This window comes from uncultured Flavobacterium sp., from assembly GCF_963922255.1.
GTDB lineage: Bacteria > Bacteroidota > Bacteroidia > Flavobacteriales > Flavobacteriaceae > Flavobacterium.
Genome location: NZ_CAWUIC010000002.1, coordinates 261,414 through 278,620 on the forward strand (window position 1 = coordinate 261,414; position 17,207 = coordinate 278,620).

Consider the following 17,207-nt stretch of genomic DNA (forward strand, 5'->3'; position numbering starts at 1 on the left):
TATTATTTTACGTTTTGGATTTTAGATAAATACATTTCTTTCTTTTTTAAATCTCCTGCTTTTTCATAAGAGTTCGCTAATTGTGTATAAAATTCCTTTTCTAAAGCTGGATTTTCAACCACATAATCAACACCTTCTTCTAATTTATTTATAGCTTCTTTGGTTTTATTCAAATTTAATAAAGCAACTCCTGAATAATAATACAAACTCGCTTGCGTAGGATAAAGCTCTAATTGTTGATTGGCATATTTATCTATTTTTTCAAACTGTTTTTTCTGCACTAATAACTGCATTAAAAATTCAAAACTTTCAAAATCTTCTGGTTGGTTAGCAATGCTTTTTTCAAAATAGAATATAGCTTCGTCTAATCTGTTTTTCTTTAGAAAATATTTCGCTACTTCTTTACTTACATTTACGCTTCTATCTTCATCTAATAACGTAATTCCTTTCTCTAAATTGTCTGAAAACTCTGGATTATTACAAGCAAATATTAAGAATTCATTAAAAACCCTATGTTTGATTTTTATGTCAATTTTACTGCTTTCCAAAACCTTAAACATAGAATTAGAAGCGTTTTGACCATCGTTATTATTCAAATAAAACTTAACCAAACTTACATGAGCCCAATCTGAATTTGGAATATTTTCAGCTAGTTTTTTAGCAACTTCAAAGGCTTTTTCTTCGTTGTTTGATTCTGAATATTGGTAAATTAAATCAATATAATTTTGTTCTACTAATGGATTTTTCTTGATGGCTTTTTCCAAATCATCTTTCTGTGGCTTATTAACTTCTGGAGTTCTTTCCAATTGCAACTTATAATATTCCATAGTTTGAGACAAATTAGTGGTTTGTTCCATGTCTTTTAATAAAGCTAAAGCCTTATCTTTTTGATTGGTATACATGTACAACGAAACCAAATCATCTTGAAAATCTTTGTTGAATTCTATAAGTTTTGTTACAATTCTGATGGCATTGTTATAATCTTTGGTTTCATAAAAAACATCATATAAACCATTCCAAAACCAACGTTCTTTTGGGTTTAAATCGACTGCTTTTTGAAAGGCATTTTGTGCTTCAGCATATTGTTTTAAAGCAAAATAATTTTTCCCTAATTCATTATAAATAACCGGATTGTTGGCATCTTTATCTAAACATTTTTGCAAAGAAACTATAGCTCTGTCATAATTTTCAATGGCTTTTTGGGTCAAGGCATCATAGAAATTATTTTCAAAAGCATCATCAACCGCAGCAATTTCTTCTGGGTTTGGAATCTCTTGAGCATAAAATACTTGGTTATAACTAAAAGCTATAAAAAGTATAAAAAATGTGATAAATTTATTCATTAAGTTATATTTTATTCTAAAACCGAATAATCTCCAATGCTAATACTAGTAAAATTACCATCAAATGAAGCGTGATTTCCTATCATAGCATTGTCTAAATTGGCATTTTTAATGTGAGCATGTGTTTGCACTAAACTGTTTTTAATTGTTGAATCAATTACATGGCAACCTTTCCCTAAAGATACATTTGGTCCAACTGTAGCGTTAATTAAAACTACATCTTCACCAATATAACAAGGAGGAATTATAGTTGAGTTTTCTTTTTTTACATCATAATCAATCAAATGTTCTCCATCATTCTGTAAAAAGCCTAACATTCTTGTGTTTGTCTCAACAGTTACGTCTTTATTGCCACAATCCATCCATTCATCTACTTTTCCTGGTACAAATTTCATGCCTTTTGCCATCATTTGTTTAATTCCATCATTAATTTGATATTCTCCACCATGAATGATGTTGTTATCAAGTACTGATTGCAATTCGTTTTTAAGAACGGCTACATCTTTGAAATAGTATATTCCGATAACAGCCAAGTCAGAAACAAATTCTTTTGGTTTCTCCACCAATTCAATGATTTCTCCGTTGTCATTTAAATTTACAACTCCAAAAGCTTCTGGTTTATCAACTTGTTTTACCCAAATTACGCTATCTGCATTTTTATCTAAATCGAAATCTGCTCGAATCAACGTGTCAGCATAAGCGATAACTGCTGGTCCAGAAAGAGAATCTTTGGCACACATAATAGCATGACCTGTTCCCAAAGCTTCATTTTGATAATAAATTGTTCCTTTTGCTCCTAATTTTTGCGCAATAGCAATTAATTCTTCTTCTACTTTTTTACCAAAACTTTCATGAATGATAAAAGCTACTTCTTCAATATCTTGGTTTAAAACTCCAGCAATATCTTCCACCAACCTATGAACGATAGGCTTTCCTGCTACAGGAATTAATGGTTTTGGAACTGTTAATGTATGTGGACGAAGACGTGAACCACGACCTGCCATTGGTACTATTATTTTCATTTTTTATTTTTTATTATTCCGATGGCTGAAGCCAACGGCAATTCATTTTATTTAACTCCTGTGCTTCCGAAACCACCTTCACCTCTTGATGTTTCAGACAATTCTTCCACTTCAATCCATTCGGCTCTTTCGTGTTTGGCTATGATTAGTTGAGCAATTCTTTCACCGTTTTCTATTATGAAAGGTTCATTGGATAAATTTACTAAAATTACTCCGATTTCTCCACGATAATCTGCATCAACCGTTCCTGGTGAATTTAGTACAGTGATTCCTTTTTTGGCAGCCAAACCACTTCTTGGACGAACTTGTGCTTCATAACCGATTGGTAATTCGATAAAAAGTCCGGTTTTTACAATGGTTCTTTCAAGAGAATTTAAGGTAATTGACTCTGATAAATTAGCACGTAAATCCATTCCAGCAGAAGCTATTGTTTCGTAATTAGGTAATGGATGTTGGGATTTGTTTATTATTTTGATGTTCATTTTTTCTTTATTATTCTTAATAAAATTTCCTTTTCGTTTCTATAAATAAAATAGGCGAAAAAGATTATGGCTAAAATACCAAAAATATAGGTTTCTCTAAATATTTTGATGTAAAAAGAAAGTCCTGACAATAAAATGGCCAAGCCTAAATACCCAAATATTTTTTTCATATCATACGGAATAGGATAATACTTATTTCCTAGATAATAAGAAATCAACATCATGCTTCCATAAGCAGAAATTGTAGCTATAGCACTTCCCATATAACTCCAAATTGGGATTAATAAAAAGTTTAAAACTAACGTAATTATGGCTCCAACAATTGAAATGTACATGCCCATTTTAGTTTTGTCTGTTAGTTTGTACCAAACGGAAAGATTGTTGTAAATTCCTAAAAAGAAATTGGCTAAAATTATCAAGGGAACAACTTTCATGGCTTCCCAATAAGAAGCATCACGAATGATGAACATCTTTAAAACATCAGCGAAAACCACAACAACTAATAAAATAATAGAGCCAAAAATCACAAAATATTTAGTGATTTCTGCATAGGTTTTACTGGCATTTTCATTTGATGAATGACTAAAAAAGAAAGGCTCAATTCCTAATCTAAATGCTGTTGCAAAAAGTGTCATGAATAATGCTAACTTATAACAAGCTGAATAAGCTCCGATTTCGGTTTTAGCAATATCTTCTGGTAAAATATAATCTAATAGAATTCTGTCGAAAGTTTCATTGATAGCAAAAGCAATTCCTGCAATCATAACTGGCAAACTGTATTGCATCATTTTTTTCCAAAGTTGTACATCAAAATGCCAATTCATTTTTAAATAAGTTGGAGATAGTAGTATAAAAGTCGCTAAACTTGCTATGATATTTGCTACAAAAATGTATCCTATCTGGAAGTTTTCGAAATATATAGTACTGATAAAACTATCTGGAGAACTTACTGCTAATTTGGGTAACCAAAGCAAAAAGAATAAGTTTAAAAATAAATTTAAAGCAACATTTCCTATTTTAATTAAAGCATAAAAGATAGGCCTTTTTTCAGCTCTAAGTTTTGAAAATGGAATAATGACCAATGCATCTAAAACTAAAATCCAAATGGTATAAACTATATATTCGGCTTCAATATTACTGGCATTTGCTAAATAATTCCTACCCAAAAGAGCAATAATTAAGAATGCAATGGATGACCAAAAAAGAGAGATTGTTGAAGTACTGACTACACTTTTATTATCTTCTTTGGAAAAGAATCGAAAAAAGCTGGTTTCCATTCCATAAGAAAGAATGACATTAAAGAAAACTAACCATGAAAAAATTATTGAAACTTCTCCATATTCTTCAACATTTAAAACCTTTGGATCAGTGTATAAAGGCACTAAAATAAAACTAAACATTCTAGGCAAAACTGTTGCTAAGCCATAAATTGCAGTTTGTTTAAAAAGACTTTTATATACACTCAAAGTTGTGGTTTTTTATATTGAAGCAAAAGTAATTAATTCTTTGGTCTTTCCATCGATGGATAAGCAATCATTGGTTTTTCTTTAACTTTTTGAATGTTTTTAATAACTTCTTTTCCGTTTATACTAAAAATTAGATTTGCTTCATTTGATTTTAAACTCACTTTTGGAGCTTGATTTCCATATTCTTTTTTAGGGTTTTCATCCAAAATTAAATCATTTTGATGTGAATTTATTTTAGCAACATATTCTGTTTCTGAAATTTTTTCAAAAGCAACTTCATATGTGTCAAATTGAACTTTTTCTAATTTAACATTATCTTTCAAAGGTAAATTTAGATTTACATGAAAATTAATACCACTTCCACCACCTTGAACTCCAGCTATCCACTTTTGATAATAAACACTTTCTATGTTATCAGTTAAATTCGGTGAAATTTCTTTTGAAGAAGAACAAGAAACTAATGAGAACAAAATAAGTACAACTAAAATTTTCATCTTTTTTTATTTTAAATCTTTTACAAAATGAAATCCTTTGGGTACAAAACCAAGGTTCATATAAAATTTTTGTGCTGCAAAATTGGTTGTATAAGCATCTAAAGCAGCCATTGTACAATTGTTATCTATTGCTTTTTGAACAAGATATTCTGTGATAACCTTCCCAATACCTTTAGAACGGTGACTGGGATGAACTATTACATTATCCAATTCTAAATATTTGCCACACCACAATTTAGTGGCTATCCAAAATCCTGCCAAACCTATGGTTTCATTGTTTTCTTGAATAATTACTTGCTTGTAATTTATAGGTAACATTTCGTCTAAAAGCGATTCATATTTTTCCAAAGTAAAATCAGCATATAAGTGTTGAATTATTGGAAGTTGTTCCAACATAGTTTCTTTGGTAGTTAATTCAAGGATTTGCATTATTCTTCTAATAAATTTTTATTGAACAAATCTAAAATTCGTCTATATTCATCAACCCATGAATAAGTTTCTTTAAAACCGTGAGCTTCTACTGGAAAAACGGCTAAATCCCAATCTTTTTTTCCTAATTCAATAAATCGTTGCGATAAACGAACTACGTCTTGAAATTGCACGTTATCATCAACCATTCCATGTAACATTAACAATTTATCTTTAAGATTTTCAGCAAAATAAATGGGTGAACTTCTTTTGTAAGCAATAGAATCAGTTTCTGGGAAATTCAAAATATTAGCTGTATAACCTTGATTGTAATGAGCCCAATCGGTAACTGAACGTAAGGCTGCTCCTGCTTTAAATTCTCCTGGTTCAGTCAACAAAGCCATTAAAGTAATAAATCCACCGTAAGAACCACCGTAAATTCCAACTCGATTGGCATCAATTCCTAAATTCTCGACTAAATATTTTTTCCCATCTAATTGATCAGACAAATCTAAACCACCCATGTGTCTATAAATTCCTGTTCTGACATCTCTTCCATACCCATCACTTCCTCTATAATCAATATCTAAAACCGTGTAACCTAAATCGGATAACATATTGTGAAACATGAATTCTCTGTGATAGGAACTCCAATAATTATGAGCGTTTTGTAAATATCCAGCTCCATGTACAAAAATTATAGCTGCTTTGTTTTTGATTGCAGGTTTTGGTTCATAAAGCCTTGCGTAAACCGTATTGCCATCTTCAGCTTTGAAAGTGATTACGTTTGGACTTTCCCATTGGTAAGCTTCAAATTCTTTTGTAGTTGAATGGGTAATTTGTTTTAGAGTTGGATTAGGTTTATTATCAGCTAAATATAATTCCCAAGGTTTATTTTTATAAGAATATCGAACTAAAAGTTGCTTTTCATTTGGAGATAATTCCACTTCATAAGCACCTTCATTGGTTAAAATAGGTGTCATTTTTTTGGTGTCACTATCTAATTTATAGAATTCTCTGTTTCCAGGATGATTAGTGTTTGTTGTAATATAAAATGTTTTTAAATCTTGTGAAAGCTTTACATCTCTAACTTCCCAATTTCCTGATGTGAGTTGGGTTTTCTTTTTTGAATTTAAATTTAAAGTATATAAATGCGAAAATCCCGTAGCTTCTGATTGAAAATAAATGGCTTCATTATCTTTTAAAAACCCTAAAGTTCCTCCACCATAATTGTAATTTGGAATTCCTGGTCCACCAATCCATGCTTCATCATGTTGATGATCTAATTCTGTAATTTCACCTGAATTTAAATTCAACTGAACAATCCATCGGTCTTTATTGTCTTGACTTCGCAATTCAAAAACTGCTTTTGTTCCAGCTTTATTGTAAATTGGGCTAACCATTACCACTGCTTTCTCTTCTTTTTCCTTGTCTTTTAAATCATCATATTCTTTATAATAAGCAGGATAATCCATAATTCCAGTTAATTTGGAAAAAGAAACATAATAAACAGTGTCTTTTTCAATGTTATAAATTCCCATTTTATGTTTGCTCAGATTATCTATGGATACTTTTGCACGTGCTGATTTATTAGAAGTATAACCGTTATCGGAAATATAATGTTCAACTTTAGTTGGATTTTGCTTTTCATAATCAGTTAATCTAAAAGTAATAAATTTTCCGTTTGGTGCAGGTTTTAGTTGTTCTAAAGACGATTTTCCAAAATATATTTCTTTGATTAAAGTCTCTTTGTTTTTTTCATTTCTAGCTTTGTACCAATCGTCTTTAACTTGATTATCTCGTACAAATTGAAATAATTCGGATTGTTGATTTTCTAAATAGTTTTTTGGTTTTTCTTTATCTTCTAATTCCGTTCCTGATTTAAAATTTGTCAATTGTAGGATTGAAAAGTTTTTAGTATTTAATTGGTAAACATTTCTGTTTTGCTGGTAGAAAATGATTTCAGGATTGTTACTTCTTTCTACATTATAAATTCGCTCTGAAGCAACAATTATTTTTTTTATGCTTTTATTTTTTCTGTTGAAAGCGCATAAATTACCTGCTTTAGTGTAGTAAACCGTTTCAAATTCTGTTTGATTTGTATCGTCAATTTCAGAAAATGCTACATCTTCATCCTTTAGAATTTGAGGTTCTTTCATAGTACTATTCCAATAATAAGTGCTATTTCCCACTTCATTGTTTGGATTCCAATCGAAATAAACGGTATTACCATCAATAGACCAACGATGATTTTCTGGTTGGTTTCCTACAAACTCATCACCTTTCATGATTTGTTCTAGCTGAAGATTTTGAGCAATTCCATTGAATCCAATAAAGATAAAAAGAGTGAAAATATATTTTTGCATTGTTACGGTTTTGGTTTTAACAAATATATTAAATAAAAAAAGAGCCAAATTGCTTTGGCCCTTTTTTATATATAATTTAATTAATCTTAACTCTTAAACTGTTTAGTTATTCAAAGCCTCTGCTCCACCAACAATTTCAAGGATTTCTCCAGTAATTGCAGCTTGACGAGCTTTGTTGTAAGTTAATTTTAATTGATTTCTTAATTCTGTTGCATTATCTGTTGCTTTGTGCATTGCCGTCATACGAGCTCCATGTTCTGATGCAAATGAATCTCTAACAGCTTTGTATAATTGTGTTTTTAATGATTTAGGAATCAATGTCAACACAATTTCTTCTTTAGAAGGCTCAAAAATGTAGTCAGAAGAAACAGCTTCACCACCAGTAATTGGAGCTAATGGTAAAAATTGTTCTCTTTGTACAATTTGAGTCGCTGCATTTTTGAATTGATTATAAACTATTTCAATTTTATCATATTCACCAGCTTCGAATTTATCCATCAAAACTTGAGCAATTGCTGCAACATTATCAAAAGTTAAATCATCAAAAACTGAACTTTGATTGTAAACTACGTTACAGGTCTTTCCTAAAACATCATTTCCTTTTTTACCAATAGCAAAAATATCAACTTGTTTTCCAGCGTAAGATTCTTTGGCAGTAATTGCTTTCTTAATTACGTTTGTATTAAAAGCACCGCACAAACCTCTATTTGAAGTTATGACAACAACTAATACTTTGTTAACTTCTCTTTGATCTGCAAAACTTCCTGCACTATCTCCTTCAAGAGTTGCGCTTAGGTTTTGTAATAATTCCGTTAATTTTTCGGCATAAGGTCGCATAGCTGTAATAGCATCTTGTGCTTTTTTTAGCTTTGCTGCAGAAACCATTTTCATCGCAGATGTTATTTGCATCGTAGATGAAACGGAAGTAATTCTATTTCTAATTTCCTTTAAATTTGCCATTTTATATAGGTGTTGGGTTATAGGCTATAGGTGATTGGTAAAACTATTACCTATCACCTAAAACCAATTACCTAAAATTAATATTTTGCTGAAACTTCTTTAGCTGCTGCTCCTAAAACATCTGTAATTTCATCTGTGAATTTACCTGCTTTTAAAGCATCTAATGTTGGTCTGTGTTTTGCATTAAGATATTCGATAAAATCTTTTTCAAATTCTTTTACCTTTTCTACAGGAACATCTTTTAATAAGTTTTTAGAGCCCGCATAAATAATTGCAACTTGATCTTCTACTGTAAATGGGTCATTTACGGCTTGTTTTAAGATTTCAACGTTACGTTTACCTTTTTCAATTACGTTTTTGGTAGCTGCATCTAAATCAGAACCAAATTTAGCAAATGCTTCAAGTTCTCTATATTGAGCTTGGTCAAGTTTTAAAGTTCCTGAAACTTTTTTCATTGATTTAATTTGTGCATTACCTCCAACACGAGATACAGAAATACCTACGTTAATTGCAGGACGAACTCCAGAGTTGAATAAATCAGACTCTAAGAAAATTTGTCCGTCAGTAATCGAAATTACGTTTGTCGGAATATATGCAGAAACGTCACCTGCTTGTGTTTCAATAATTGGTAAAGCTGTTAATGAACCTCCACCTTTAACAATTGGTTTCAATACGTCTGGTAAATCATTCATGTCTTTAGCAATATCATCATTTGCGATTACTTTACAAGCTCTTTCTAATAAACGAGAGTGTAAGTAAAAAACGTCTCCAGGATAAGCCTCACGTCCTGGTGGTCTTCTTAATAAAAGAGAAACCTCACGGTAAGCTACAGCTTGTTTAGATAAATCATCATAAATGATTAATGCAGGACGACCTGTATCACGGAAATATTCTCCGATTGAAGCTCCAGCCATAGGTGCATAAACTTGCATTGCCGCAGGATCAGAAGCGTTTGCTGCTACAATAGTTGTATAAGCCATTGCTCCTTTTTCTTCTAATGTTTTTGCAATTCCTGCAACAGTCGAAGCTTTTTGTCCAATTGCTACATATATACAATATACTGGTTGCCCAGCATCATAAAATTCTTTTTGATTTAAGATGGTGTCAATACAAACAGTTGTTTTTCCTGTTTGACGGTCACCAATTACCAATTCACGTTGACCTCTACCTACTGGAATCATAGCATCGATTGCTTTAATACCTGTTTGTAATGGTTCAGTTACTGGTTGACGAAAGATAACTCCAGGAGCTTTTCTTTCTAATGGCATTTCATATAAAGTTCCTCCAATTGGTCCTTTACCATCAATTGGGTTACCCAATGTATCTAATACACGACCAACAACTTCTTCACCAACTTTTAATGATGCAATACGTTGTGTTCTTTTTACATTTGAACCTTCACGAATTCCTGTAGATGGTCCTAAAAGTACCACACCAACATTATCTTCTTCTAAATTAAGTACGATTGCCTCCAAACCGTTGTCGAATTGAACTAACTCACCATATTGTGCGTTTGATAATCCGTAAACACGTGCGATACCATCTCCTACTTGTAGAACAGTTCCTACTTCTTCTAACGTTGCACCAGATTCAAAACCTGATAGTTGTTGCTTTAATATTGCTGAAATTTCAGCTGGATTTATTTCTGCCATTTTATTTATAATTTGTACACTCTTGAAGTGTAATAAATATTAATAACTAAATTCTCTTTTTAAATTTTGCAATCTGTTTGAAACAGATGCATTATATTGTTTATCACCAATAGTTAGTACAAATCCACCAATAATAGATTCGTCTACTATGTTTTCTAAAGTGATTGTTTTATTTGAAAACTCTTTAATTTTTGCTAAAACCTTAGCTTCTAAATCAGCAGTGATTGGAAAAGCAGTTGTAACTTTTGCAATTTCAACACCATTTAATTCATTTACTAATGCTAAAAAATCAGAAGCTATTGTTGGTAATAATTCAAATCTTTTATTTGATAAAAGTAATTGAAATAAACCTTTAGTTTCTTTTTGAGCTGAAGCAAAAATTTGTTCCAAAGAAGCATATTTTATTTCTCCTTTAATAATAGGACTTTGTAAAAAGTTTTTCAACTCATTACTATCCTTAACAGCATTAACTATCGAAGTCATATCGTTAGCTACATTTACTGTATTATTATTTGCTTGAGACATATCAAGTATCGCTTTTGCGTATCGAATAGCTGCTCTTGTTCCTGCCATAATTAGTTTAATTTAGCGTCATCTAACATAGTCTCAACTAATTTAGTTTGAGCTTCTTTGTTAGCTAACTCTCCTTTTAGTACTTTTTCTGCAATTTCTAAAGAAAGTGTTCCTACTTGATTTTTCAAATCAGCAATAGCAGCATTTTTTTCACTAGCAATTGTTGCTTTTGCTTGTTCAATCATTTTTTCACCTTGAAGTTGAGCTTCGGATTTTGCATCGCTGATCATTTTTTCTTTGATTTCACGAGCTTCTTTCATCATCATATCTCTTTCTGCTCTAGCTTCAGCTAATAACTTTTCGTTATCTGCTTTAAGGTTTTGCATGTCTTTCTTAGCATTTTCAGCTGCTAATAAAGCGTTGTTAATTGAGTCTTCTCTGCTTTTTACAGCTCCAAGAATTGGATTCCAAGCTAGTTTTCTCATTAATATAAAGAAAACAATAAAAATTAGACTTGTCCAAAAAATTAAACTCTCTGGTGAAGTTAAATTCATAATATATATAATTTACTTTTAGTTTCTTTTTTTAAAAAAATCTTCTCACAACCAACCGTTGTGAGAAGATAATTAATTAATTAGCGATTAAAGCAACTACTACCGCGAAAAGTGCAACACCTTCGATAAGAGCAGCAGCAATAATCATTGCTGTTTGAATTTTGCTAGCAACTTCAGGTTGTCTTGCCATAGCGTCCATTGCTGATCCACCAATTTTTCCAATCCCGATTCCTGCTCCAATAACAGCTAATCCTGCACCGATTCCAGCTAATACCATAATAAAAAATTTATTTAGTTAATAATTAATAAAACTCATTTTAGTGATGATCATGTTCTGCAACTGCCTGACCAATAAACAGTGCTGATAACAACGTAAAAACATAAGCCTGTAACGCTGCTACTAGCATTTCTAAAACACTCATAAACAAAACAAAGGCTCCAGAAACTGGTGAAATCCATGCTGTTTTAAATATATATATTAAAGAAATTAAACTCAAAATAATAATATGTCCTGCAGTAATGTTAGCGAATAAACGAATCATCAAAGCAAAAGGTTTTGTAAACATTCCAATGATTTCCACTGGAATCATAATTGGAGACAACCAAACAGGTACTCCTGGTGTATTGAAAATGTGACCCCAATAATCTTTATTACCATTTAAAGTTGTAACAATAAATGTTATAAATGCTAACACAAATGTAAAATATATATTTCCTGTTAAGTTCGAACTAAAAGGGAAAAATGGAATTAAACCGATTAAATTATTTATCCATATAAAGAAAAATATAGTCAATAAATAAGGCATAAATTTAGCGTATTTTTTTTCGCCTATATTTGGACGAGCAATGTCATCTCTTACAAAAACAACTAATGGTTCTAAAAATCCTGCTAAACCTTTTGGAGCCATTTTGTTTTTCTTATAAGAACGAGCTAAAGCTGTGAATAGTAAAAACAAAACAACTACTGAAAGAAGCATAGAAAAAACATTCTTAGTGATAGAAAAGTTTAAAGGTCTTGCTCCAAAATTTAAAGCACTCTTATCGTCTTCACTTAAATTTTCAAATTTATCTGCGTAATAAATTACTTCTTTATATCTTACAAATTTTTCTCCATTTTTATCTACAACATGATGTCCATCGTTATCATGATGAAATTCTGAAGAGCTAAAAGTTACTAAACCATTATTTGTCCACAATATTACAGGAAGTGAGAGAGATATTGGATGACCTTTCCAGTCAGCGATGTGAAAATCGTGAGAATCTCCAATGTGAGAATTTATTAATTCTGTTGCATTAAATTCTTTACCTTCTTCTCCACCACCTGACGCAATACTTTTAGTTGAAACTAATAATAAAGAAGCCAATAAAACTATGTTCAATACTTTTCCAAAAATCTTCATAACTATATTTAGATAAAACAGTGTTTTAATTTTTTTGCAAAAGTACATTATTAATTAAAATAATAAAACATATTGATGTAATTTTTATAATAATTGTCTTTTACTGCTTTTTGTTTAATAAACTGACCAAAAAAACACTCTCAATTATTAAAAACATAAAATAAGAAAAAAAGAAGTTTAATGTATCGGGAATTTTATTAACAAATTCGGATTTTATCAAAGGCATTAAGAATGAAATAGATATAGCCATTTTCAATATTCCTATTGCTAAAAAAGTATAACCAACTTTGTCATTAAACTTACTATATATAAAGTATAGAGTTGCTAGTCCAACAATTGACAATATATAGTTGAAAAAGTAAACATTTTGTAATGGTATAAACAATAACGTATCTTTAACAATAAGAAAATGCAAAAAACCTATAATTACAGCAATAATTGAAAGGTAAAGAGTTGAGAATAAAAACCTTTTAATCATTATTGTTTTGAATTTTTTTTAAATTTTTTAAAATTACGTAGAGTGATATAAAAATTGAACTTAAAGAAAATATAATTATAAAAACAGGATCTGTATTAAAGTAAGAATCTAAATATCTACCAAAAAAAACACCCAAAAAGATTATGATTCCCATTTGAAAAGGAATATTTAAAAAAATTAACCACTTATTATGCGGTTTGTTCTTCTTGTTTTGGTTCATTTTTTATTTCATTAATGTTCTTTATTGAACCCTTCATGCTACATGTTGCCGTAAAGTTTGCTCCTGGTTCTACACCCAATTTTCCAACTATAACATCTCCTTTGATATTTGCTTTAGATTTGACATTTAGTAACTCTATAGCTTCTAATTTTCCAAGAAACTTACCTTCGACATCTATGTTTTGGCATTTTACATTTCCTTCAACATAGCCTTTTGGGCCGATTACTAACTTTCCTTTTAGGGTAATGTTTCCTATTAATGTTCCGTCAATTCTAACATCTGAATCTGAAACTAAATCTCCATTTAATTGTGTTCCTTCAGCAATTCTATTCATTTTTCCAAATAGTCCTTCTGCTGGTTTTGTTTTTTTGTCAAACATGATTTATTTGATTAATGCTATGAATTTGTCCCAATTTTTCTTGATTTGGACAATCATATAATTATCTGATGAAATTATATAAGCTTCATCATTTACTTTGTAATCTTTATAATCTTTCAATAAAAACAAGGTGGATTGTGCTGATTCTTTTGATTGAAAACCATGCAACACAATAAAGTTTGTTTTTTCATTGTACACATCGTTTGATCTTTTTACCAAAACATCACTTCTGTCTTTAATAAATTTATCTAGTTTTACATATAATGCTTCAATTTGAGCTACTGACATATAATCCTTTGGAAAAACGATTTTCCAAGAACCTGTTGTTTCTTGTTTAAATTCTAATTTTTCTAGATTAGGAATGTTTTTAGATAAAATACTTTCTGCTTCTTTTCCTTCTTTAGCATTTGGATAATTCAAAGCCACAAAATTTAAAGTTTTCTTGTATTCGTCCAATCCCTTTAAACGAGCTGCAATTTGTGCTTTAAGTAATTCAAATTTTGGTGCCATTTCGTCTCCAGTATATAAATCTATAAACTCATTCACCTTTACATAAGATTCTCTGATTTCTCCATTTTCAAATTCTTTATATAATTTGGCATAAATAGCTTCTGGAGATTGATTGTCCTCGTTTTCTTGATTTGGGTTTTGAATTATTTGAGCATATCTACTATCTGGATATTCTGCAATAATTTGTTGCTTCATATCATTAGCTTTTGGACTGCCAAGTATTTGATATATTTTGAATAAATTATATTTTGAAGGTAAAATCAAACGTTCTTCTGGTTGATTGCCTAATAGTTTTTCAAATTTTGCGGCTGCTAATTGATATTCTTTAAATTTCTCTTTGTAGATAGAGCCTAATTGGTAATCTGCAAAATCTCTATCGATTTTTAAACTATCTAATACTTTTTGGTCAGAAGGTAATTGACTTGTATAAAAGTCTACTTTATAAGCAGGATTTTCTACAACTTCTTCTTCTGTTTTTTCAGCAATATTATTTTCTTCTTCTTCCGTGTTTGAATTATTATTGGATAGTTTACTAAAACGCCAATTGTCTTTCAACTCTCTTTTTCCCCATTTTTTTCTGAATTCTGATTTTCCAAAAGCTAAATTAGTTTGGCTATAAAAATAAAAACTACTAGCTTGATTGTCATTTCCTCCTATGCTAGGTGGTGCAAATTTGGCTTTACTTGAAACTGAAATATCGTCTTCTGATATAATCATGTTGTTCCCTTTTCCACCAGGAATTTTGCCTCCATTATTTGCTTTATTTTCTTCAATTAGAGCTAACCGCTCCATTTCTTTTTGTTTAAGTAAATCTTGCTCTTTTAGTTTTTCAATATAACTTGAATAATATGTATTTCTTTCTTCTTCTGAAAGTGAAACTACATATAGAATACTATCATTAGTTGTAACAATTCCTTCATATTTAATTACATCATTAAGATTTAGTCTCTTTTTTGCAATTGCTCTATATTCTCTAGTTCTATCGTTTAGCTTTGTTAATGTACTATCGTAATATTTCCCTGCTTTCAAATATTCTGCATTATAAAAATTGATTTCTGCAATGTTTCTATAATTAAAAGCTGTTAGGTATTTGTCAGCTGTTTGCTTTCTTAAAGATTTGTTGTAATATTTTACCGCTTGATTATCGTTTTTTTGTTTGTCATAAAACAATGCTATTTGATGATTTATGACATCCAAAAATGGTCTGTTTTCTCTATCTTCTAAAAGTTCATTAAATTTTTCAAGAAAAACTAAAGTGTCTCCTTTTTCATAATCAAACTGTTGCGCTAATTTTGCATGAGCTTGAATGGTATATTTTCTAGGAGATTTTCGTTTCATTTCAATAACTTCATTATAAGCCATTGCTGCGCTATCAGGATATTTTAAATCTTCATATAATTGCCCTGTTATAAAAGTATATCTCGCTTTTTGATCGTTGATTTTAGTTTTTTCTTTCGCAATTTTTAAAACTGCTAAAGCTGTATCTTTTACTCCCAAATTCATATAAGCTTGAGCCAACATTGCAGAAGCATTTGCTAAATCTTGCCCCTCAATTTTTTGATCTTTTAAAAGACGTTTTAAATTGTCAGCAGCTACTTGGTCATTGTCTAATCTGATGTTGATTTTTTCTCTCCAAACTTTAGCTTCGTAGATTTTATCACTATTTGGATATTTATACAAAACATAATTAAAAGCTTCTAAAGCTGGAATAAAACGGTTGTCATAATAACGTGCTTTTCCCAATAAAATATAGGCTTCATCCATTTGGGAATTCTTTTCAGAACCACCAATATTCATGGAATGTTTTTGAATGGCTTTGATGGCTTTATCTTCAGCGCGTTCAAAATTTGGATTTTTTTCTTCACCAGGAAGCATGTCTTCTTCACTGTCTTGAAGATATTCTACTGGTAAAACATCCCAAAAATTATCTTTATAGGTTGTTCCTAAATCTTTCAAACCTGTTTCTAAAGCAACATCACCATTATATAGAATATTATATTTGGCCGTTTTGGCATGAAACGTTCTATTGACAAATCTATCTTTCTTTGTTGAACAAGAGATGATTAGAAGTATAAATGAAACTATACCAATATATTTATATGTATTAATTTTCAAAGTAAAAATAGTTTATAATTCATAACTGAAAAATTCAGGTTTTAGTATATGAACTCGTAAAAATACGTTTTTTTTAGAACTATGAAAATATTTCTTTTTATTTGGGTTTAACCCAACGAAAATTTATGTTTTAGCTTAAGCAGAAAAGAATGCTTCTAGCTCTTTTAAGGTTTCAGTTGTTGGTACTAAATCCTTTACAACATTTCCTTTTTCTAAAACTACAATTCTATCTGAAACCTCAACCGTATGTTGCAAATCGTGACTTGAAACCAAAATTGTTGTATGATTATCTTCTGCTAGTGATTTGATGATTTTTTTCAACCTAATTTGAGTAGTTGGGTCCAAATTTGCAAATGGTTCATCTAAAATTACAACTTCTGGATTTCCAATTAAAGCACCGACAATTCCTGCTTTTTTGGCATTTCCTTTTGATAAATCTCTAAGGTATTTTTTGTTATTTAGAATTTCTCCATTGAAAAAATCTTCATAATTTTTTAGAAATGCATCCACATCTGCTTTATTCCATCCACGAAGTTCTCCAATGAAATAAAAATATTCTTCTGGAGTTAGATATCCAATTAAAAACGTTTCATCAATAAAAGATGATGTAAACTTTTTCCATTCTTCACTGGTATTAATTTGGATATTATTTGATGTGATTCGTCCTGTTGTTGGAATAATTAAATCTAATAACATACTGAAAAATGTAGTTTTTCCAGCACCGTTATTTCCAACTAAACCAAAACTTTGACCTTTTGGAATGTCTAAATTATTTATATGTAAAACGGTTGTTCCGTTATATGTTTTTTTTAGGTCTGAAACGTGTATCATGTTTTTTTGTTTTT

General features: G+C 30.3%; 16 protein-coding genes. All 16 read right to left on the reverse strand.

Going from position 1 to position 17,207, the window contains the following annotated elements; all coding sequences use genetic code 11:
• Positions 1-2: 2 nt before the first annotated feature.
• Positions 3-1,343, reverse strand: a complete 1,341-nt coding sequence (locus AABJ49_RS03230) for a tetratricopeptide repeat protein (protein WP_338376076.1) — start codon at positions 1,341-1,343, stop codon at positions 3-5.
• Between the two features lie 11 nt (positions 1,344-1,354).
• Entirely contained in the window at positions 1,355-2,365 is a 1,011-nt protein-coding gene (locus tag AABJ49_RS03235) for a sugar phosphate nucleotidyltransferase (protein ID WP_338376077.1), read from the reverse strand.
• Between the two features lie 47 nt (positions 2,366-2,412).
• A complete protein-coding gene (dut, locus tag AABJ49_RS03240; protein WP_338376078.1) occupies positions 2,413-2,847 on the reverse strand; it encodes a dUTP diphosphatase in 435 nt (144 codons plus the stop codon).
• Positions 2,844-4,313 (reverse strand): polysaccharide biosynthesis C-terminal domain-containing protein, encoded by a 1,470-nt coding sequence (locus tag AABJ49_RS03245; RefSeq protein WP_338376079.1) that lies wholly within the window; start codon positions 4,311-4,313, stop codon positions 2,844-2,846. The genes dut and AABJ49_RS03245 overlap by 4 nt, the downstream gene beginning before the upstream one ends.
• 32 nt (positions 4,314-4,345) lie before the next feature.
• Positions 4,346-4,807 (reverse strand): hypothetical protein, encoded by a 462-nt coding sequence (locus AABJ49_RS03250; RefSeq protein ID WP_338376080.1) that lies wholly within the window; start codon positions 4,805-4,807, stop codon positions 4,346-4,348.
• Positions 4,808-4,813: 6 nt separating this feature from the next.
• On the reverse strand, positions 4,814-5,236 hold the full coding sequence (locus AABJ49_RS03255; RefSeq protein ID WP_338376081.1) for a GNAT family N-acetyltransferase: 423 nt from the start codon (positions 5,234-5,236) through the stop codon (positions 4,814-4,816).
• Positions 5,236-7,581, reverse strand: a complete 2,346-nt coding sequence (locus AABJ49_RS03260; RefSeq protein WP_338376082.1) for a prolyl oligopeptidase family serine peptidase — start codon at positions 7,579-7,581, stop codon at positions 5,236-5,238. Before AABJ49_RS03260 ends, AABJ49_RS03255 begins: the two co-directional genes overlap by 1 nt.
• A gap of 102 nt (positions 7,582-7,683) precedes the next feature.
• On the reverse strand, positions 7,684-8,541 hold the full coding sequence (gene atpG / locus AABJ49_RS03265) for an ATP synthase F1 subunit gamma (RefSeq protein WP_338376083.1): 858 nt from the start codon (positions 8,539-8,541) through the stop codon (positions 7,684-7,686).
• 77 nt (positions 8,542-8,618) lie between these two features.
• A complete protein-coding gene (gene atpA / locus AABJ49_RS03270) occupies positions 8,619-10,193 on the reverse strand; it encodes a F0F1 ATP synthase subunit alpha (RefSeq protein ID WP_338376084.1) in 1,575 nt (524 codons plus the stop codon).
• Positions 10,194-10,232: 39 nt separating this feature from the next.
• Positions 10,233-10,766 (reverse strand): ATP synthase F1 subunit delta, encoded by a 534-nt coding sequence (atpH, locus tag AABJ49_RS03275; RefSeq protein ID WP_338376085.1) that lies wholly within the window; start codon positions 10,764-10,766, stop codon positions 10,233-10,235.
• 2 nt (positions 10,767-10,768) lie between these two features.
• Positions 10,769-11,260: a F0F1 ATP synthase subunit B gene (locus AABJ49_RS03280; protein WP_338376086.1), complete on the reverse strand. Its 492-nt coding sequence runs from the start codon at positions 11,258-11,260 to the stop codon at positions 10,769-10,771.
• Positions 11,261-11,336: 76 nt separating this feature from the next.
• On the reverse strand, positions 11,337-11,537 hold the full coding sequence (atpE, locus tag AABJ49_RS03285) for an ATP synthase F0 subunit C (protein ID WP_338376087.1): 201 nt from the start codon (positions 11,535-11,537) through the stop codon (positions 11,337-11,339).
• Between the two features lie 40 nt (positions 11,538-11,577).
• Positions 11,578-12,660: a F0F1 ATP synthase subunit A gene (gene atpB, locus AABJ49_RS03290; protein ID WP_338376088.1), complete on the reverse strand. Its 1,083-nt coding sequence runs from the start codon at positions 12,658-12,660 to the stop codon at positions 11,578-11,580.
• Between the two features lie 666 nt (positions 12,661-13,326).
• Positions 13,327-13,737 carry a polymer-forming cytoskeletal protein gene (locus AABJ49_RS03295; RefSeq protein WP_338376089.1) on the reverse strand — a complete coding sequence of 137 codons (411 nt, stop codon included), beginning with the start codon at positions 13,735-13,737 and terminating at the stop codon, positions 13,327-13,329.
• Between the two features lie 3 nt (positions 13,738-13,740).
• The gene (locus AABJ49_RS03300; protein ID WP_338376090.1) at positions 13,741-16,362 is read right to left on the reverse strand and encodes a gliding motility protein; all 2,622 of its coding nucleotides are present in this window, start codon (positions 16,360-16,362) and stop codon (positions 13,741-13,743) included.
• 135 nt (positions 16,363-16,497) lie between these two features.
• Positions 16,498-17,193: an ABC transporter ATP-binding protein gene (locus AABJ49_RS03305; RefSeq protein WP_338376091.1), complete on the reverse strand. Its 696-nt coding sequence runs from the start codon at positions 17,191-17,193 to the stop codon at positions 16,498-16,500.
• Between the last annotated feature and the right edge of the window lie 14 nt (positions 17,194-17,207).